The 18671-nt window shown below is 72.2% G+C and carries 16 protein-coding genes; 8 read left to right on the plus strand and 8 right to left on the minus strand.

From position 1 onward, the window contains the following. Positions 1-6 precede the first annotated feature (6 nt). Positions 7-960, minus strand: a complete 954-nt coding sequence (locus tag ACFU74_RS17895) for a LysR substrate-binding domain-containing protein (protein ID WP_380757615.1) — start codon at positions 958-960, stop codon at positions 7-9. Between the two features lie 191 nt (positions 961-1151). Here ACFU74_RS17895 and ACFU74_RS17900 point away from each other — a divergent pair, with 191 nt between their 5' ends. The 3 genes from ACFU74_RS17900 to ACFU74_RS17910 all read left to right on the plus strand — a co-directional run bounded on the left by ACFU74_RS17900 (position 1152) and on the right by ACFU74_RS17910 (position 2735). Continuing rightward, positions 1152-1703, plus strand: a complete 552-nt coding sequence (locus ACFU74_RS17900; protein ID WP_344324154.1) for a peroxiredoxin — start codon at positions 1152-1154, stop codon at positions 1701-1703. A gap of 3 nt (positions 1704-1706) precedes the next feature. Continuing rightward, the gene (locus ACFU74_RS17905; protein WP_350546953.1) at positions 1707-2249 is read left to right on the plus strand and encodes an alkyl hydroperoxide reductase; all 543 of its coding nucleotides are present in this window, start codon (positions 1707-1709) and stop codon (positions 2247-2249) included. Positions 2250-2381: 132 nt separating this feature from the next. After that, entirely contained in the window at positions 2382-2735 is a 354-nt protein-coding gene (locus tag ACFU74_RS17910) for a hypothetical protein (RefSeq protein WP_380757618.1), read from the plus strand. Between the two features lie 29 nt (positions 2736-2764). On the opposite strand, the gene ACFU74_RS17915 is transcribed toward ACFU74_RS17910, so the two are convergent. The 4 genes from ACFU74_RS17915 to ACFU74_RS17930 all read right to left on the minus strand — a co-directional run bounded on the left by ACFU74_RS17915 (position 2765) and on the right by ACFU74_RS17930 (position 8242). Further along, entirely contained in the window at positions 2765-4204 is a 1440-nt protein-coding gene (locus ACFU74_RS17915; RefSeq protein WP_380757620.1) for an AI-2E family transporter, read from the minus strand. Between the two features lie 438 nt (positions 4205-4642). Next, on the minus strand, positions 4643-5407 hold the full coding sequence (locus ACFU74_RS17920; protein ID WP_380757622.1) for a transglycosylase SLT domain-containing protein: 765 nt from the start codon (positions 5405-5407) through the stop codon (positions 4643-4645). Positions 5408-5861: 454 nt separating this feature from the next. Next, on the minus strand, positions 5862-7196 hold the full coding sequence (locus tag ACFU74_RS17925) for a PhoH family protein (protein WP_380757624.1): 1335 nt from the start codon (positions 7194-7196) through the stop codon (positions 5862-5864). A gap of 251 nt (positions 7197-7447) precedes the next feature. Continuing rightward, positions 7448-8242, minus strand: coding sequence for an isoprenyl transferase (locus ACFU74_RS17930; protein WP_380757626.1), 795 nt, complete (start codon positions 8240-8242; stop codon positions 7448-7450). Positions 8243-8664: 422 nt separating this feature from the next. Between ACFU74_RS17930 and ACFU74_RS17935 the strand changes: the two genes are divergently transcribed. Then, positions 8665-10284, plus strand: coding sequence for a chitinase (locus ACFU74_RS17935; protein ID WP_380757627.1), 1620 nt, complete (start codon positions 8665-8667; stop codon positions 10282-10284). Positions 10285-10407: 123 nt separating this feature from the next. Here ACFU74_RS17935 and ACFU74_RS17940 read toward each other — a convergent pair whose 3' ends face one another. Continuing rightward, a complete protein-coding gene (locus ACFU74_RS17940; protein ID WP_380757629.1) occupies positions 10408-11118 on the minus strand; it encodes a prepilin peptidase in 711 nt (236 codons plus the stop codon). 268 nt (positions 11119-11386) lie between these two features. Here ACFU74_RS17940 and ACFU74_RS17945 point away from each other — a divergent pair, with 268 nt between their 5' ends. Beyond that, on the plus strand, positions 11387-12601 hold the full coding sequence (locus ACFU74_RS17945) for a pyridoxal phosphate-dependent aminotransferase (RefSeq protein ID WP_380757631.1): 1215 nt from the start codon (positions 11387-11389) through the stop codon (positions 12599-12601). 190 nt (positions 12602-12791) lie between these two features. Here ACFU74_RS17945 and ACFU74_RS17950 read toward each other — a convergent pair whose 3' ends face one another. After that, the gene (locus ACFU74_RS17950; RefSeq protein ID WP_380757633.1) at positions 12792-14633 is read right to left on the minus strand and encodes a phosphoenolpyruvate carboxykinase (GTP); all 1842 of its coding nucleotides are present in this window, start codon (positions 14631-14633) and stop codon (positions 12792-12794) included. Positions 14634-14917: 284 nt separating this feature from the next. On the opposite strand from ACFU74_RS17950, the gene ACFU74_RS17955 reads away from it, so the two are divergent. Next, positions 14918-15592: a hemolysin III family protein gene (locus ACFU74_RS17955; RefSeq protein WP_380757635.1), complete on the plus strand. Its 675-nt coding sequence runs from the start codon at positions 14918-14920 to the stop codon at positions 15590-15592. Here the strand turns inward: ACFU74_RS17955 and ACFU74_RS17960 are convergent. Further along, the gene (locus ACFU74_RS17960; RefSeq protein WP_380757637.1) at positions 15563-16090 is read right to left on the minus strand and encodes a hypothetical protein; all 528 of its coding nucleotides are present in this window, start codon (positions 16088-16090) and stop codon (positions 15563-15565) included. The genes ACFU74_RS17955 and ACFU74_RS17960 overlap by 30 nt on opposite strands. A 308-nt stretch (positions 16091-16398) precedes the next feature. On the opposite strand from ACFU74_RS17960, the gene ACFU74_RS17965 reads away from it, so the two are divergent. Continuing rightward, entirely contained in the window at positions 16399-17985 is a 1587-nt protein-coding gene (locus ACFU74_RS17965; protein WP_380757639.1) for an MFS transporter, read from the plus strand. 8 nt (positions 17986-17993) lie between these two features. Then, positions 17994-18650, plus strand: coding sequence for a TetR family transcriptional regulator (locus ACFU74_RS17970; protein WP_380757641.1), 657 nt, complete (start codon positions 17994-17996; stop codon positions 18648-18650). Positions 18651-18671: the final 21 nt, after the last annotated feature.

An 18671-nucleotide genomic window follows, 5' to 3' on the forward strand; every position in this document is an offset into this window, starting at 1 on the left:
CGGGCCCTACGGCTCGACGATCCGGACCGGCAGCCCGGCCAGCACCTCGCGCAGCGTGGCGGCGAACCGGTCGTACTCGCCGCTGCGGGCCGAGCCCGGCCGGGTGGCGAGGCCGATCCGGCGGCCCGGCGCGGGCGCGGCGAAGCGGACGGCGGCCAGCCGGTCGGCGCGGCTCGCCTCGACGTCCAGCGCGGTGGCGGGCAGCAGGGTCACCCCGAGGCCGCCGGCCACCAGCTGCACCAGGGTGGACAGGCCGGCCGCCCGGGTGGTGGAGCCGGCCGGGTCGGCGCCGACCTCCCGGCAGATGTCGAGGGCCTGGTCGCGCAGGCAGTGACCCTCCTCCAGCAGCAGCACGTCCAGGTCGAGCAGCACGTCGCGCGACACGTCGACCCGGCCGGCCAGCTCGTGGCCGGGCGGGGCGACCAGGACGAAGTCCTCGTCGAACAGCGGGATGTCCCGGGTCGGCGCGCTGCCGCCGGCCGGCAGCGCCAGCAGCAGCACGTCCAGCCGCCCGGCGGCCAGCCCCTCCAGCAGCGAGGGCGTCCGCTCCTCGTGGACGTGCAGCTCCAGCTCGGGGTAGCGGTCGCGGACCAGCCGCAGCACGGTCGGCAGCAGGTAGGGCGCGACGGTCGGGATGACGCCCAGGTGCAGCGGCCCGGTGAACGGGCGGCGGGCGGCCTCCACCTCCTCGGTGAGCGCCTGGAGGGAGGCGAGCACCCGGCGCGAGTGTTCCAGTACGCGCTCCCCCAGTGGAGTGATCATCACCCGGCGCGTCGTACGCTCGACGAGCTGCGCGCCCAGTGACTCCTCCAGTGCCGCGACCGCTCCGGAGAGCGCCGGCTGGCTGGTTCCGGTGGCCGCCGCGGCCTCCCGGAAGTGCCGGTGCTCGGCCACCGCCACGAAGGCCTTGAGCTGGGCGACCGTGGGCGTCCGGGGGCTGCGCGCAGTGGCGTTCGCCACAGTGGCCTCGGGTTTACGGGCGGGGGCCCTGCGACGGGCGGGGCGGGAGGGGGGCGTGGGGGCGTTGATAACTCTCTCCGATCAGACACATCGAGTGTAGCTATTTCCCTGATCAGTCCACGATGTGGAATGGTGGAGCCCGTTCCGCAAACCGGACAAAATCCCCTCACCTCACTTCAGGAGAAGCGAACGTGCTCACTATTGGTGACCAGTTCCCGGCCTACAACCTCAAGGGCGTGGAAGGGCCGTCCGCGGACAAGCTGGAGTTCAAGGACTACTCGTCCGAGGGCCAGAACGGCTGGCGGGTCGTCTTCTTCTGGCCGATGGACTTCACCTTCGTCTGTCCGACCGAGATCGCCGCGTTCGGCAAGCTGAACGAGGAGTTCGCCGACCGTGACGCCCAGATCCTCGGCGTCTCCGGCGACTCGGAGTTCGTGCACCACGCCTGGCGCAAGGACCACAAGGACCTGAACGACCTGCCGTTCCCGATGCTGGCCGACGTCAAGCACGACCTGATGCGCGCCTGCGGCGTCGAGAACGCGGACGGCACCGCCCAGCGCGCCGTCTTCATCATCGACCCGAACAACGAGGTCCAGTTCGCCATGGTGACCGCCGGCTCCGTCGGCCGTAACCCCAAGGAGGTCCTGCGGGTGCTCGACGCCCTGCAGACCGACGAGCTGTGCCCCTGCAACTGGAACAAGGGTGACGACACCCTCGACGCCCAGGCCCTCCTGGCGGGCTGACCCATGGCCCTCGACGACCTGAAGTCCGCCCTCCCGGACTACGCCAAGGACCTCAAGCTCAACCTGGGCTCGGTCATCGGCAACTCCGACCTCCCCGCCCAGCAGCTGTGGGGCACCGTCCTCGCCTGCGCGATGGCCACCCGCAGCCCCGCCGTCCTGCGCGAGCTGGAGCCCGAGGCCAAGGCCAACCTCTCCCCGGAGGCGTACAACGCCGCCAAGGGCGCGGCCGCGATCATGGGGATGAACAACGTCTACTACCGGACGCTGCACCTGCTCTCCGACAAGGAGTACAGCAGCATGCGGGCCGGTCTGCGGATGAACATCATCGGCACTCCGGGCGTCGAGAAGATCGACTTCGAGCTCTGGTGCTTCGCGGTCTCCGCGATCAACGGCTGCGGCCAGTGCCTCGACTCGCACGAGGCCGTCCTGCGCAAGGCCGGCGTCGAGCGCGAGGTCGTCCAGGCGTCGATGAAGATCGCCGCCGTTCTCCAGGCCGTCGCCGGTGTCCTCGACTCCGAGGCCGCCCTCGCGACCGTCACCGCCTGACCCGCACCACCCCGAACGGGCCCCTCCCCGGACTCCTCCCGAGTCCCGGTGAGGGGCCCGTCCGCTTGTCCGGAACCGCGACGCCGGGGCGGGCGTCCAAGGAGGGTGAACCATCTCCGGGGGGAGCTTGCGATGGCGGGGACGGACCGGGTGCGGGCGGCGGCGGACGGCTGGGTGCCGGTGGCCTTCGGCCTGTGGGCCGTGGTGCTCCTGGTCTGCTCGGGCTGGGTCGCGATCACCGGCCTGGTGCTGGCGGTCGCGCCCGGCGGGGAGACCACCGCGGGTGACGCGGCCCGGGTCCTCCTGCTGCCGCTGGTCCCGCCTGCGGCGGCGACCGCACTGGCGCCCCTGCTGATCCGGCGGACCCCCGCGCGCCACGAACCGCTCGCGGGCAGGACCGCGCTCACCGGCCTCGCCGCGCTGACCGGGTGCGCGGTCTCGTTCGTCTGGCTGGCCGTCGGCGCCCCGGGGCTCTGGCCGTACTAGGAGCCGGTGTTCAGGAGCGAGTCGGCGTTTCAGGAGCCGGTGTTCGGCCGGGCGGCGGCCTCGCGGGCGGCTTCGAGGGCGGTGAAGACGGCCTGGCCGGCCTCGTTGCGGCGGCGGAGGTGGGTGACCACGGTGTTGGTGACGGCGATCAGGGGGACGGCGACGATGGCGCCGCCGATGCCGCCGATGATCGAGCCGGCGGCCACGCCGAGGACCACGCCGAGCGGGTGGACCCGGACGGCGCGGCCCAGGATCAGCGGCTGGAGGACGTGGCCCTCGATCTGCTGGACGGCGATCAGCACGACCAGCACCATCAGCGCAGTCCAGGGCGTCGTGGTGACCAGCGCGATCAGTACCGCCACCGTTCCGGTGACCAGCGCGCCGACCAGCGGGACGAAGGCGCCCAGGAAGATGATCACCGCGAGCGGCAGCGCCATCGGCACGCCGAGCAGCTGGATGCCGATGCCGATGCAGACCGCGTCGATGAAGGCCACGCAGACGGTGCCGCGGACGTAGGCGGTGAGCGTGGCCCAGGCCTTCGGGCCGGCCCCGGCCATCGCGTAGCGGGAGTGCCGGGGCAGACCGCGCAGCGCCCAGTTCCAGATCCGCTCGCCGTCGTAGAGGAAGAAGAAGGTGGTGAAGAAGGCGAGCAGGACGGCGGTCAGCACCTCGACGGCGATCTGCGCGCCGGTGAGGCTGGCCGAGGTGATCTGCTCGGTGTTGGTGCTGATCGCCTTGGTGATCTGGTTGGCGAAGTCGGTGATCTGCTGCTCGGTCAGGTGCAGCGGCCCGGTGATCAGCCAGTCCCGCAGCTGGTCGACACCGGCCTTGACCTTGCTGGTGACGGTCTCCAGGTTGGTGGTCACCTGCCAGACCACGAACCAGCCGACCAGCCCGATGCCGGCCAGGCCGCTCATGAACACCCCGCCGGCCGCCAGCGAGCGCGGGACGCCGTGGCGGCGCAGCCAGGAGACGGTGGGCTCCAGCAGCGCGGAGATCAGCAGCGAGGCGAGCACCGCGAAGGCGACCAGCCGCAGCATGTCGACGATGTAGAAGACGACGTACAGCGCGGCGCCGAGCAGCAGCAGCCGCCAGGTGGACTCGGCGGCGACCCGCAGGCCCCACGGCACCGCCTCGGCCGGGGTGGCGGGCCGGCCGAAGTGCCCGTGGGAGGGGGAGGCGGAGGGGACGACGGGCGGAACGGGGCCGGGGTCGGGCACCGGCGCGGACGCGGGGGCCGGGACGACGGGCGGCGGGGCGGACTCGGTCCGCGGTCCCGGCAGCGGCTCGACCGGCAGCGGCTCGACCGGACGTGGCTCGGCCGCGGGCGCGGGCAGCGGGTGCAGCGGCGGTTCGTGGAAGTCCGCCGCCATCGCGGCCCGCCGGCGCCGTTCGATCACGGCGGCCGCGCTCGCCACCACGGCCATGCCCTTGGCCACGGCCTTGAAGGCCTTTCCGCCCCGCGCCATGCTCGCTACCACTTCTCCCCGCCGGAGCCGCCCGGTGCGGCGGCACGCCGTGGGTCCCGCCACGGCCGTCAGGAAGACGCTACCCGGACGGCGGGCGGTGAGTCCGCCCCGTCGGAGCGATCCGTGCGTCTTCTTCGGGGCCGATTCCGGGGCAAACCCGCACGTCCCGGGTGGTTTCAGGCACCGGTCAGCGGGGAGGAGTCGGGCGGGAACCCGAAGCCGCCTGTCGGCGGACCGGCCGGTGCGGGGAGTCACCAGGACCCCTCCCCGTCCCCGCGTCCGCACCCAGGACCGCACCGCCCGCGGGCGCACTGGTCAGCGCAGCCCGGGCGGCGCGGCCCGCCCGTGAACCGGGAACGCCGCGGCCCCGGTCACGGCAAGTGTGACCGGGGCCGCAGCGGTGCTCCGGGTACCGGGAGTTCCGGGTACCGGGTGCTCCTAGTACCAGTGGTGCGACTGCCAGAACGACCAGGCACCGCAGGGGCTGCCGTAGCGGCTGTTCATGTAGTTCAGGCCCCACTTGATCTGGGTGGCCGGGTTGGTGCGCCAGTCGGCGCCGGCCGAGGCCATCTTGGAGCCGGGCAGTGCCTGGACCAGGCCGTAGGCGCCGGAGCTCTTGTTGGTGGCGGTGTAGTTCCAGCCGCTCTCGCGCTTCACGATCTGGCTGAAGCACTGGAACTGCGCGTCATTGCCGACGATCTGCCGGGCCAGCTCCTGCACCGAACCGGGAGCGACCGAGACGGCGGGGGCGGAGCTGTCGGTGGCGGCCATCGCCGAGCGGGCCTTGGAGCGGTTCGCGGCGGCCTCGTCGGCCTTGCGCTTCTCCTCGGCGGCCTTCGCGGCCTTCTCCGCCTCGGCCTTGGCGGCGGCCTCGGCGGCGGCCTTGGCCGCGGCGTCGGCCTTGGCCTGGGCCTCGGCGGCGGCCTGCTGGCGGGCTGCCTCCTCGGCGGCCTTCTGCTCGGCGGCGGCCTTGGCGGCGGCGTCGGCTGCGGCCTGCTGGGCGGATGCCTGCGTGCCGATGTTGTCGCTGATGGTCTGCGCCTGGGCGCCGGAGGGGACTTCGGCAAGCAGGGTCGCGCCGGCGACGTCGACCGTCTGCGTCGTCTTGCCCTCGCTGCCCGAGGCCATGCCCACGACGGCACCGACAGCGGTGACGGCGGTGGCGGAGGCGACAGCAACTCCCCGGACCGAGATCCGAGTCACATGGATTCCTTCCAGCATCGCCCACGCGTGACCGTACGGGCGCAACATGCCCCTTGGCGCTGCCCTCCGTACGTGCTGGTCACGGGAGGGACTGACCCGGCGTCCGGCCGAGGTGAGGCGACCGGGCGTTGTGATCGGGCGGCGTACGGCTCACGGTCTTCAATTGTGCGTCCACCGACCGGAGTTGGCGGACTTTCCGGGCCGGACTCCCGGTCTCCCGGAAGCCCTGCCATGCCGTACGCGGGGCCTGACAGAACCCTCACCATGCCGCAAGGGGACCTGTCGACGCAATTCCCTGTTGCGTGGCGGATCTCACATTCACCGAACCGGCGTTCGTCGAACACAAAGCACTCGATGTGATGAAAGGAAGGGGCCCGCTCCGTCAGGAACGGGCCCCATGCCATGAATTGACATCTTTGTCCGCGGATGTCCGGATGATCCGGATATCAACGGCTCACGGGTTGACGTCCTCCAGCATCTCCGTCACCAGCGCCGCGATCGGCGAGCGCTCCGAGCGGGTCAGCGTGATGTGCGCGAAGAGCGGATGCCCCTTCAGCTTCTCCACCACCGCCACCACGCCGTCGTAGCGGCCGACCCGGAGGTTGTCCCGCTGCGCCACGTCGTGGGTGAGCACCACCCGCGAGCCCTGGCCGATCCGGGACAGCACCGTCAGCAGGACGTTGCGCTCCAGCGACTGCGCCTCGTCCACGATCACGAAGGCGTCGTGCAGGGAACGCCCGCGGATGTGGGTGAGCGGCAGGACCTCCAGCATCCCCCGGGAGATGACCTCCTCGATCACGTCCGGGGTGGTGACCGCCGAGAGGGTGTCGAAGACCGCCTGGGCCCACGGGCTCATCTTCTCCGTCTCGGAGCCCGGGAGGTAGCCGAGTTCCTGGCCGCCGACCGCGTACAGCGGCCGGAAGACCATCACCTTGCGGTGCTGCTGGCGCTCCAGGACGGCCTCCAGCCCGGCGCACAGCGCCAGCGCGGACTTGCCGGTACCGGCCCGGCCGCCCAGCGAGACGATCCCGACCTCCGGGTCCAGCAGCAGGTCCAGCGCCACCCGCTGCTCGGCGCTGCGCCCGCGCAGGCCGAACGCCTCGCGCTCGCCGCGCACCAGCCGCACCCGGCCGTCGCCGGTGACCCGGCCGAGCGCCTTGCCGCGCTCGGAGGTGAGCACGAGTCCGGTGTGCACCGGCAGCTCGGCGGTGCCCTCGACGTCCACCCCGGCGTCGTGGCCGGCCGCGAACAGCGCGTCCACGTCGTCCGCGGGCACGTGCAGCTCGGACATGCCCGTCCAGCCGGAGGTGATCGCCAGCTCGGCCCGGTACTCCTCGGCGAGCAGGCCGACCGAGGACGCCTTGATCCGCAGCGGGAGGTCCTTGGAGACGACGGTGACGTCGTACCCCTCGGCCTGGAGGTTGCGGGCCACCGCCAGGATCCGGGTGTCGGCCTCGCCGCCGCCCGCCCGGTAGCCGGCCGGCAGTATCGACGGGTCGGAGTGGTTGAGCTCGACCCGGATGGTGCCGCCGAGCTCGCCGACCGGGATGGGCTCGTCGAGGCGGCCGTACCGGATCCGGTAGTCGTCGAGCAGTCGCAGCGCCTGGCGGGCGAAATACCCCAGCTCCGGGTGGTGCCGCTTGGCCTCCAGCTCGGTGACCACGACCACGGGGAGGACGACCTCGTGCTCCTCGAAACGGGTCATGGCGAGCGGGTCCGCCAGGAGCACACTGGTGTCGAGAACGTACGTGCGCCGGTCTGGTGTCCGGCGGCTCTTGGAACTGACCACTAGGCCTCCAGGGCGGATGACCCTGCGTCATCCGCGGCAAGCCGGCCCCCGCTGCCCCGGTGGCCTCGGGGCCGGTCTGATCGGAGTATTCCCAGGCGGGGGGCGGTGCATTCGCGCCCCCGGAGAACTGACGGATCATTGCGGGTGAACGTTTGGCCTCGCCCCGCAGCCGGGTAGGCCAGCCCCTACGGTGGTCAATCCCGGCCCCCCGGGGCACCGGCCCCGGTGTCCCGGGACGCGCCGGCCCTCCGTCAGAGGCCCATCCGCCGGTTGCGCTGCTCGTAGGCGCGCAGCGCCCGCAGGAAGTCGACCTTGCGGAAGGCGGGCCAGTACGCCTCGCAGAAGTAGAACTCGCTGTGCGCGCTCTGCCAGAGCAGGAAGCCGGAGAGCCGCTGCTCGCCCGAGGTGCGGATGACCAGGTCGGGGTCGGGCTGGCCCTTGGTGTAGAGGTGCTCGGCGATGTGCTCGACGTCCAGGATCCCGGCCAGCTCCTCGATCGAGGTGCCCCGGCCGGCGTGCTCCTGGAGCAGCGAGCGGACGGCGTCCGCGATCTCGTGCCGGCCGCCGTAGCCGACGGCCACGTTGACGGTGATGCCCTCGATGCCGGCGGTCTCCTCGGCGGCCCGCTTCAGGACGTCGGCGGTGTGCTGCGGCAGCAGGTCCAGCGCGCCGACCGGGTTGATCCGCCAGCGGCGGGCGGCGGCGAGGTTGGTGACGGCGTCCTCGATGATGCCGAGCAGCGGGACTAGCTCGTCGGCCGGGCGGTCGAGGTTGTCGGTGGAGAGCATCCACAGGGTGACGACCTTGACGTGGGTCTCGTCGCACCAGCCGAGGAACTCGCTGATCTTGTCGGCGCCGCGCTGGTGGCCGTACGCGGTGGAGCCGCCGGTCGCACGGGCCCAGCGGCGGTTGCCGTCGAGGATCACGCCGATGTGGCGCGGAGTGCGGGCGAGGTGCACCTCGACCCGGCGCCCGTAGAGGCCGTACATCCCGTTCAGCAGGACGCGCAGACCCGGCGTGCGTTCGACGACATCGCGCAGACCCATGGTTTTTCGGCCCCTCCGTACTCACATCACCGGGTGCTTCAGAACCCCCGCGCAGCCTACTCCCGCGCCGTGGCGGCAGGGAAAGCCGCAGGTCGCGAGAGGGTCACGGTCCTGTACGAAGTCTGTCGCGACGGGCGTGGCGGAGGTGGCCGGAACGCGCCCGCACGGCGCCCCGGGGACGCTCCGGGGAACGTCCGGCGGCCGGATACGGAACGGTCTCCGATTCCTTAAGGAATCCGTAAGCCGACGGTTCAATGCTTGACGACCACCAATGGTCTAGTCCAGCTTTTGTTCCCAGGGCGGAACAGAACAACGGACCCGCCCTCGTCAAGGCAGTACTTCGGACGCAATGCCCTCCCCCACACGCGGCCGCCGCGCCCCCCACCGCGGCGGCCGCTCCTCCCCCACAGGAGCGCACCTCCATGGACCGTACGCTGAACCGGCCCGTGTCGCACAAGCGCCGCCGCGGCCCCGTTCCGGCCCTCGCCGCCGGCGCCACCGCCCTCGCCCTGGCCGGATCCGGCCTCGCCCTCTTCGCCGGCGGTGCCAACGCGGCCGCCGGGAACCTGGTCGCCAACGGCGGCTTCGACGGCTCGCTGAGCGGCTGGGTCTGCACCGGCGCCGCGAGCGCCGTCACCACGCCGGTCCACTCCGGCTCGGGTGCGCTGCAGGCCACCCCGGGCGCGGCGGACACCGCCGAGTGCACCCAGACCATCAGCGTGCTGCCCAACACCAGCTACACCCTGAGCGCCTGGGTCCAGGGCCCGTACGCCTACCTCGGCGCGCGCGGCACCGGCGGCACCGACCCGAGCGTCTGGTCCAACCAGAACAGCTGGAACCAGCTCTCCACCACCTTCACCACCGGTGCGAGCGCCAAGAGCGTCACCGTCTACCTGCACGGCTGGTACGGCCAGAGCGCCTTCCTCGCCGACGACGTCGTGCTGAGCGGCCCGGGCGGGCCCGTCACCCCGAGCCCGACCGCGACGGTCACCCCCACCCCGACCGTCACCCCCACGGTGACGCCGACCGTCACGCCGACCCAGACCGTCACGCCGACCCCCACCCGGACGGTCACCCCGACCCCGACGGTGACGCCCACGGTGACCCCCACGGTGACGCCGACCGGCAACCCGAACCCGGCCCTGCCGAAGCACGTCATCACCGGTTACTGGCACAACTTCGACAACAAGGGCAACAACCTCCAGAAGCTGTCCGACGTTTCGAGCGCGTACGACATCATCGCGGTCTCGTTCGCCGACGCCGTCGCCAACCGCCCCGGCGCCATCACCTTCAAGCTGGACCCGGAGCTCGCGTCCGGCCTCGGCGGCTACACCGACGCCCAGTTCCGCGCCGACGTGAAGGCCAAGCAGGCGGCCGGCAAGAAGGTCATCATCTCCATCGGCGGCCAGAACGGCGCCATCCACATCAACGACGCCGCCGCCGCGTCCGCCTTCGTCGAGACCGCCTACTCGGTGATCAAGGACTACGGCTTCGACGGCCTCGACGTGGACCTGGAGAACGGCCTCAACCCGAACTACCTGGCCGACGCGCTGCACGCCCTCCAGGCCAAGGTCGGCTCCAGCTTCATCCTGACGATGGCCCCGGAGACCATCGGGATGTACTCCACCGCCGGCTCCTACTTCCAGCTGGCGCTGAAGACCAAGGACATCCTGACCGTCGTCAACACCCAGTTCTACAACTCGGGCGGCATGAACGGCTGCGACGGCAAGGTCTACACCCAGGGCACCATCGACTTCATCACCGCGCAGATCTGCACCCACATCCAGGGCGGTCTGCGGCCCGACCAGGTCGGCATCGGTGTCCCGGCCTCCAGCAAGGCCGCCGGCGGCGGCTACGTCTCGCCGAACGTCGTCAACAACGCGCTGGACTGCCTGGCCACCGGCAACAACTGTGGCAGCTTCGTCCCGCCGGCCAAGTGGCCGACCATCCGCGGCGCGATGACCTGGTCCACCAACTGGGACTCCGTGAACGGGAACGCCTTCGCCAACACGGTCGGCTCGTACGTCCACCAGATGCCGTAACTCCCCCCGGCGCGCCGCTCCTTGAGGGTGGGGCCTGCGCGTCGGCGGCGGGCCCGTCGTACCTGACCGGTACGGCGGGCCCGTTCGCTTTCCCGGCCGTCCCCCGTCAGCGGCGGCGGGGCCTCACGAGTGGCCGAGCACCGCCAGCAGGGTGCCGAGCAGCATGAACGGCCCCAGCGGCAGCTCCCGGCCGCGCACCGGCCGGCGCCGCACCAGGGCGGCCAGCAGCACCCCGACCGCCCAGAGCCCGGCCAGCAGCACGAAGGCGGCCAGGCCCGCGAAGGCGGCCGGCCAGCCGTACCGGCCGAGCAGCGCGCCGAGGCCGAGCGCCAGCACGGTGTCCCCCGCTCCCACCAGACCCAGCTGGACCGGGACTTCGAACAGCACCCCGGCGACCAGCGCCACCAGCAGGCAGCGCAGCAGCGTTCCCGGGGCGTCCTCGGCCAGCTGCACCACGGTCAGCAGCACCGCCAGGCCCGCCGCCAGCGTCCAGGTGAGCGGATAGGGCAGCCGGTGCACCCGGGCGTCGATGAAGCCCAGCACCACGCCCGGCCCCGCCAGCCAGAGCAGCAGCAGCGCGTCCGCCGGGTGCGCGGCGGCGAGCGCGGCGGCGGCCGCGGCGGCGGTGACCGCCTCCACCCACCAGGGGCCGGGGCCGAGACCGGTCCGGCAGCCCGGACACCGCCCGGTGGGCGGCAGCCCGCGCAGCCCCCGCCCGCAGGACGGGCAGGCCAGGCACCACGGTTCGTCCTCCGGCACGGCGTACCGCACCACCAGGCCGCGCAGCGCCGGTGCCACCAGCAGTCCGGCCAGTACCGCTCCCAGTGCGCTCACGATCACGTTCCGCCCCCTCCGTCCTCGTCGCGCGGTGGCCGGCGGCCGGCGCGGGCACCAGTGTGCCGTCCGTCTCGTTCCGGACGGCGCCCCTCCGCGGTTCCTCGCCTTCGGCAGTGTTCCGGGCGCCCGGCCGCCGATCCGGAAGGCCGGCCGCGGCCTGCGCCTCCTGATCGAAGGCGGCCCGGAACGGCGGTGTCCGGGCGGCCCGGCGGGTGTCCCACGACACGCGCCGGACCGCCCGTTCGTGCCCCTAAAGTAGGCAGGCATGCAGGTCATCCAGTCCAGCAAGCTCGCCAATGTCTGCTACGACATCCGCGGTCCGGTGCTCGACGAGGCGATGCGGCTGGAGGAGCAGGGCCACCGCATCCTGAAGCTCAACACCGGCAATCCCGCCCTGTTCGGCTTCGAGGCGCCGCCCGAGATCCTCCAGGACATCCTGCGCAACCTCTCCAACGCGCACGGCTACGGGGACTCCAAGGGCCTGCTCTCCGCGCGCCGCGCCGTGGTGATGCACTACGAGGAGCGCGGCCTGAACGGCCTCACGGTCGAGGACGTCTTCCTCGGCAACGGCGTCTCCGAGCTGATCCAGCTGGCGATGACCGCGCTGCTGGACGACGGCGACGAGGTGCTCGTCCCGGCCCCGGACTACCCGCTGTGGACGGCGTCCGTCTCGCTGGCCGGCGGCACCGCCGTGCACTACCGCTGCGACGAGCAGTCCGAGTGGTACCCGGACCTCGCCGACATCGAGGCCAAGGTCACCGACCGGACCAGGGCGCTGGTGGTGATCAACCCCAACAACCCGACCGGCGCGGTCTACCCGCGCGAGGTGCTGGAGGGGCTGGTCGGGATCGCCCGCCGGCACCAGCTGGTGATCTACGCGGACGAGATCTACGACAAGATCCTCTACGACGACGCCGAGCACGTCCCGCTCGCCACCCTGGCGCCGGACCTCTTCTGCGTCACCTTCAACGGCATGTCCAAGTCCTACCGGGTGGCGGGCTTCCGCTCCGGCTGGATGGTGCTCTCCGGCGACCGCAGCCGGGCCCGCAGCTACGTCGAGGGCCTGACCGTGCTCGCCTCGATGCGGCTGTGCGCCAACATGCCGGCCCAGCACGCGGTGGCCGCGGCGCTCGGCGGACGGCAGTCGGTCAAGGACCTGATCCTGCCCGGCGGCCGGCTGCTGGAGTCCAGGGACGCCGCGTTCCGGCTGCTCAACGAGATCCCCGGGGTCAGCTGCGTGAAGCCGAAGGGCGCGCTCTACGCCTTCCCCCGGCTGGACCCGAAGGTCTTCAAGATCAAGGACGACGCCCGGATGGTGCTCGACCTGCTGCGGGCCGAGCGGATCCTGCTGGTCCAGGGCACCGGCTTCAACTGGCCCGAGCCGGACCACTTCCGGCTGGTCACCCTGCCGCGCGCGGAGGAGATCACCGACGCGGTCACCCGGATCGGCGACTTCCTGAGCGGCTACACCCAGCCGTAGCCGCAGGGGCCCGCGCCGCAGGGGGCCCGCGCCCCAGGGCCCGGAAAAGCGCTACGGCCGGAGTCCCGGTCCGGGCGATCTCCTTGGTCGGGGAAAGATCGTCCGCCGGGGCTCCGGCCGTCCTGTCGCCGGCCGGTGCGCGGTTCGTGCAGCGCACCGGCCTCTCTACCGCTCCTGCTGAGGCTCAGGCTCAGCCGAGGCGGGCGACCAGGTCCCGGTACTCGTCCCACAGCGCCGCGGGCGTGTGGTCACCGAACATCTCCAGGTGGGCCGGGACGAGCGCGGCCTCCTGGCGCCAGATGTCGGCGTCGACGGTGAAGAGCAGGTCGAGGTCCTCCTTCGACAGCTCCAGGCCGTCCAGGTCGAAGCCCTCGACGGTCGGCAGCACGCCGATCGGGGTCTCGACGCCCGCGCCGGCGCCGTCCAGGCGCTCGACGACCCACTTCAGCACGCGGCTGTTCTCGCCGTAGCCCGGCCAGACGAACTTGCCGTCGGCGTTCTTGCGGAACCAGTTCACGTAGTAGATCTTCGGCAGCTTGCCGGCGTCCGCCTGGGCTCCGACCTTCAGCCAGTGGGCGAAGTAGTCGCCCATGTTGTAGCCGCAGAACGGCAGCATCGCGAACGGGTCGCGGCGCAGCTCGCCGACGGTGCCCTCGGCGGCGGCGGTCTTCTCGGAGGCGATGTTGGCGCCGAGGAAGACGCCGTGCTGCCAGTTGAAGGACTCCGTCACCAGCGGGACGGCGGTGGCGCGGCGGCCGCCGAACAGGATCGCCGAGATCGGCACGCCCGCCGGGTCCTCCCACTCGGGGGCGATGGTCGGGCACTGCGCGGCCGGGACGGCGAAGCGGGCGTTCGGGTGGGCGGCCGGGGTCCCCGACTCCGGGGTCCAGTCGTTGCCGCGCCAGTCGGTCAGGTGGGCCGGCTTCTCGTCGGTGAGGCCCTCCCACCAGACGTCGCCGTCGTCGGTGAGCGCGACGTTGGTGAAGACGGTGTTGCCCCAGAGGGTGTCGATCGCGTTGGCGTTGGTGTCCACGCCGGTGCCGGGGGCGACGCCGAAGAAGCCCGCCTCGGGGTTGATGGCGTACAGGCGGCCGTCGGCGCCGAAGCGCATCCAGGCGATGTCGTCGCCGATCGTCTCGACCTTCCAGCCCGGGATGGTGGGCTGGAGCATCGCCAGGTTGGTCTTGCCGCAGGCGGAGGGGAAGGCGGCCGCGACGTACTTCGGCTCCGCCTCGCCCGCGGGGCCCGCCGGCGGGGTGAGCTTCAGGATGAGCATGTGCTCGGCCAGCCAGCCCTCGTCGCGGGCCATGGTCGAGGCGATGCGCAGCGCGTAGCACTTCTTGCCGAGCAGGGCGTTGCCGCCGTAGCCGGAGCCGAAGGACCAGATCTCCCGGGCCTCCGGGAAGTGCGAGATGTACTTGGTGCTGTTGCACGGCCACGGCACGTCCGCCCGGCCCTCGGCGAGCGGGGCGCCGACGGTGTGCACGGCCTTGACGAAGTCGCCGTCCTCGCCGAGCTGGTCGAGCACGGCCCGGCCCATGCGGGTCATCACGCGCATCGACACGGCGACGTAGGCGGAGTCGGTGATCTCGACGCCGTAGGCGGCCAGCGGGGAGCCGACCGGGCCCATCGAGAACGGGACGACGTACATGGTGCGGCCCTTCATGGCGCCGCGGAACAGGCCCTGCTCGCCCTGGAAGATCTCGCGCATCTCGGCGGGAGCCTTCCAGTGGTTGGTCGGGCCCGCGTCCTTCTCCTGCTCGGAGCAGATGAAGGTGCGGTCCTCCACGCGCGCCACGTCGGACGGGTCCGAGGCCGCGTAGTAGGAGTTGGGTCGCTTCTCCTCGTTGAGCTTCTTGAAAGTGCCCTGGGCGACGAGCAGGTCCGCGAGGCGCTGGTACTCCTCCTCGGAACCGTCGCACCATTCGACGCGGTCCGGCTGGGTGAGCTCCGCGATCTCGCTCACCCACGCCAGCAGGCGCTGGTGGCGGGTGGGCGCGGCGCTGAGAGCAGCCGAGTTCTCGTTCGACACGATCGCTCCGTTTCACGCCATCCCGGCGGGGAGACGGCGTAGCGGGGGTTGAGGGTGCTTGCAGCGTAGCTCCGGACCCCCGGCCGGATCGCGGCACAACGGCAGAGTTGACGCATCTTTTACTACAGTACGGATGATTACTGGCCAGTAGGACGGTGGATCCGGCACCTCGGATGACCGATCAACCCCTCTTCCAATACTCCAAAACGTCCAAGTCGTGATGAGCGCCACTTCCTACGAATCAGTAACCTACGGACCCGTAGGTAGCGGGTAGCATGCCGCTCATGACTGCTGAGCTCCTGGAGAGCACGGAGCGTGCCGAGAGCAAGCCCAAGTGGCGCGGCTGGCTGCACGCCGGAATGTTCCCCGCCGCGGTGGCCGCCGGGATCGTGCTGATCTGCCTGGCCGAACCGGGGCCCGCGAGGATCGCGTGCGCGATCTACTCCGTCAGCGCGTGGCTGCTCTTCGGGGTCAGCGCGGTCTACCACCGCTTCCACTGGGGCCCGCGCGGCGACGCGGTCCTGCGCCGGCTGGACCACGCGAACATCTTCCTGATCATCGCGGGGACCTACACCCCGTTCACCATCCTGCTGCTGGAGGGCGCCGCCCGGCAGGTGCTGCTCTGGGCGGTCTGGGGCGGTGCGCTGGCGGGGATAGCCTTCCGGGTCTTCTGGGTCGGCGCGCCGCGCTGGCTCTACACGCCGGTGTACCTCGCGCTGGGCTGGGCCGCCGCGTTCTTCCTGCCGGACTTCCTGCGCACCGGCGGCGTCGCGGTCCTGGTGCTGATGATCGTCGGCGGCGTGCTCTACAGCATCGGCGGCGTGGTGTACGGACTCAAGCGGCCCGACCCCTCACCGCGCTGGTTCGGCTTCCACGAGGTGTTCCACGCCTTCACCCTCGGGGCCTTCATCACGCAGTACGTCGGGGTGTCACTGGTGGCCTACAGCACGGCCGGCTGAACCCGGCGCCCCGTGACGGGCGGTCGACCGGTCGTGCGACCGGACGGCCGCCCGTTCCGCCGTCCACTCCCGGACCGGGTGCTCATGGGCCCGCTCGTGCACCGTCCGCTCATGCGTCGCCCGCTCGTAGGCCGTGTCGTGCCGGTGCTCCCGCGGCCGGTCGACGCGCTCGTGGGGGTGCCGGCCGCGGACCGGCGCCCCGGCCCGCCGCGCGTCGATCGCCTCCCGGGCCCGGCGGCAGCGCTCGCAGTGCGCGGCGTCCACCGTGCCGCCGGCCGTCCGGTGCCCGCGCGGCGCCGGCCGGCGGTCCGGCTCGGGCGCCTGGCGGAGCAGCCGCCAGCGCCGCCCCACGTACACCATCAGCAGCAGCACCTCGATCCCGGCGACCACCAGCACCAGCACGGCGCCGTGGATCAGATAGGCCGCGACCACGGCCAGCGCCGAACCCACCACCACCGCGGCACCCCAGATCTGGGCACCCGACTCCCGAACGGCCATTACGGCTTCCCCTTCCTGCGCCGGGCTCGTGGTCGGCCCCTGCCGCCCCACCCCTTCTCCGCTCTCGGCACGCACCGGCCCGCACTGACCGACGGCCACATGGTATCTACCGACAGTCACCCGCAACTGCCGGAAAGCGGCGAACGACAGATCAACGTTGCGTCAATTCCCCGTGCGGAACGCGCACTTCCAGGACACATCACGGAGAGTGACGAAATGTCAACACCATCCGGACATTGACGGTGGCCACCTTTTGAGAGTTACTGTCATTTGACAGAGACTCCCCTCCCAGGTCTCCGGAGGTTCCCGTGCCCACTCGGCCCACCGACCAGGCGGTCCCGCCCGGCCCGGACCCACGGCGCTGGCTGGCGCTCGTCGCGGTCGCGCTGAGCGTCCTGGTGATCAGCCTCGACATGACGGTCCTGAACGTGGCCCTGCCGACCCTGGCCTCCCGGCTCGGGGCCACCACCGGGCAGCAGCAGTGGATCGTCGACTCCTACACCGTGGTCTTCGCCGCCGTGATGCTCCCGGCCGGGCTGATCGGCGACCGCTTCGGCCGCCGCTTCACCCTCACGCTGGGCCTGGCCCTGTTCGGCCTCGCCTCGGCGGTCGGCATGCTGGCCGACAGCCCTGCCACCCTGATCGCCGCCCGCGCCGCGATGGGCCTGGCCGGGGCGCTGGTGATGCCGATGTCCATGGCGGTGATCCCCGGCCTCTTCCCGACCGGCGAGCAGCGGCGCGCCACCGCGATCCTGGCCGCGTCGCTGGCCGTCGGCACCCCGCTGGGCCCGCTGCTCGGCGGCTTCGTCCTCCAGCACTACTGGTGGGGCGCGATCTTCGCGCTCAACCTGCCGCTGGTGGCGATCGGCATCACCGCCTGCGCCGTCCTGCTGCCGGAGACCCGCGACCCCGCCGCGCCCCCGATCGACGTGCCCGCCACCCTGCTCGGCGCCGGCGGGCTGGCCGCGCTCACCTACGGCATCATCGAGAGCCCCGAGCGCGGCTGGAGCGACCCGCTGGTGCTCGGCACCGTCGGCGGCGCGCTGGTCGCGCTCACCCTGCTGGTCCTGCGCAGCCGGCGCCGGACCGCCCCGATGCTCGACCTGTCGCTGCTCGCCGACGCCGCATTCCGCTGGTCGACGGTGGCCGCGACGCTGGTGTCGCTGGTCCTGTTCGGCGCGTTCTTCGTGCTGCCGCTGTACTTCCAGAGCGTCCAGGGCACGGACGCCCTCGGCACCGGCCTGCGGCTGATGCCGATGATGCTCGGCCTGATGGTGGCCGCCCGGCTCAGCGACAGGCTGGTCGTCAGGACCAGTCCCCGCACGGTGGTCTCGCTGGGGCTGGGCGTGCTGGCCCTCGCCCTGCTCATCGGCGGCCGGACGTCGGTGTCCGACGGCTACGGCCTCGCCGCCGTCTGGCTCACCCTGCTCGGCGCCGGCATGGGCCTGTCCCTCATCACCGCGCAGGCCACCGCCCTGCTCACGCTGCCGCCCGCCCGGGCCGGCGTCGGCGCCGGCCTGCTGCAGACCTTCCGCCAGGTCGGCGGGGCCATCGGGGTCGCCGTCTTCGGCAGCCTGCTCGCCAACGCCTACCGGGGCGCGCTGGACACCGGCGGGCTGCCGGCGGAGGCCGCCGCACGGGCCGGCGGCTCGGTGGTCGCCGCGGACGCGGTCGCCGCCGCGGCCGGGGACCCCGCGCTGGCCGCCTCCGCGCACAGCGCCTACGTGCACGGGATGACCGTGGTGCTGCTGTCCTCCGGGGCGATCGCGGCGCTGTCGGCCGTGCTGGTCGCGCTGCGGATGCCCGCCGTCGAACCGGCCGGCTCGCCCGCCGGGACCGCCGGGACCACTGGGACCGCCGAGGCCACCACAATGCCGGCGACGGATCACGGATAATCGAAGACATGAACGCAACGCGGCCGGCGACGGCACCTCCGGCGGGACCGGGCGACCCGATCCAGGCGATGCCGGAGGCGCCGCTGTCGCTGCGTGAGCGCAAGAAGTTGAAGACCCGCCGGACCATCCGCCGCGAGGCGTACCGGCTGATCACCGAGCAGGGGTACGAGAACACCACGGTGGACCGGATCGCAGCCGCCGCCGAGGTCTCCCCCTCCACCTTCTTCCGGTACTTCGCCACCAAGGAGGATCTCGTCCTCACCGACGAGTACGACCCGGCGCTGATCGAGGCGCTGCTCGCCAGGCCCTCCGACGAACCGTTTCTGCGCTCCTGCCGTACGGCCCTCGTCGAGCTGGTCCGGAACCTGCCGCAGGAGGACCGCGAGGAACTGCTCGTCCGGATGCGGCTGGTCGGGGACGTCCCCGCGCTGCGCTCCCGGATGCTCGACGCCGCCGGCGCCCCGCAGCGCCTGTACCTCGCCGTGCTGACCCGGCGGGCCGGCGTCCAGGAGCCCACCTTCGCGATGCGGATCACCGCCGCCGCGCTCACCGCGGCCACCGCCGAGGCCGTGCTGCTGTGGGCCGAGGCCGGCGGCGCCGAGGACATCGCCGGCCTGGTCGACCGCACCTTCACGGTCCTGGAGGAAGGATTCGCCGGCCTGTAGCACGCACGGGGCGGCGGAGCC

Origin of the sequence: Kitasatospora sp. NPDC057500 (assembly GCF_042802195.1) — a bacterium.
GTDB lineage: Bacteria > Actinomycetota > Actinomycetes > Streptomycetales > Streptomycetaceae > Kitasatospora.

What these genes read in the sequence shown, in the direction of transcription:
- ACFU74_RS17970 (WP_380757641.1), top strand. Translation starts at nt 17,994, where the DNA reads ATGAACGCAACGCGGCCGGCGACGGCACCTCCGGCGGGACCGGGCGAC.
- ACFU74_RS17955 (WP_380757635.1), top strand. Translation starts at nt 14,918, where the DNA reads ATGACTGCTGAGCTCCTGGAGAGCACGGAGCGTGCCGAGAGCAAGCCC.
- ACFU74_RS17905 (WP_350546953.1), top strand. Translation starts at nt 1,707, where the DNA reads ATGGCCCTCGACGACCTGAAGTCCGCCCTCCCGGACTACGCCAAGGAC.
- ACFU74_RS17935 (WP_380757627.1), top strand. Translation starts at nt 8,665, where the DNA reads ATGGACCGTACGCTGAACCGGCCCGTGTCGCACAAGCGCCGCCGCGGC.
- ACFU74_RS17960 (WP_380757637.1), bottom strand. Translation starts at nt 16,090, where the DNA reads ATGGCCGTTCGGGAGTCGGGTGCCCAGATCTGGGGTGCCGCGGTGGTG.
- ACFU74_RS17915 (WP_380757620.1), bottom strand. Translation starts at nt 4,204, where the DNA reads ATGGCGCGGGGCGGAAAGGCCTTCAAGGCCGTGGCCAAGGGCATGGCC.
- ACFU74_RS17945 (WP_380757631.1), top strand. Translation starts at nt 11,387, where the DNA reads ATGCAGGTCATCCAGTCCAGCAAGCTCGCCAATGTCTGCTACGACATC.
- ACFU74_RS17910 (WP_380757618.1), top strand. Translation starts at nt 2,382, where the DNA reads ATGGCGGGGACGGACCGGGTGCGGGCGGCGGCGGACGGCTGGGTGCCG.
- ACFU74_RS17930 (WP_380757626.1), bottom strand. Translation starts at nt 8,242, where the DNA reads ATGGGTCTGCGCGATGTCGTCGAACGCACGCCGGGTCTGCGCGTCCTG.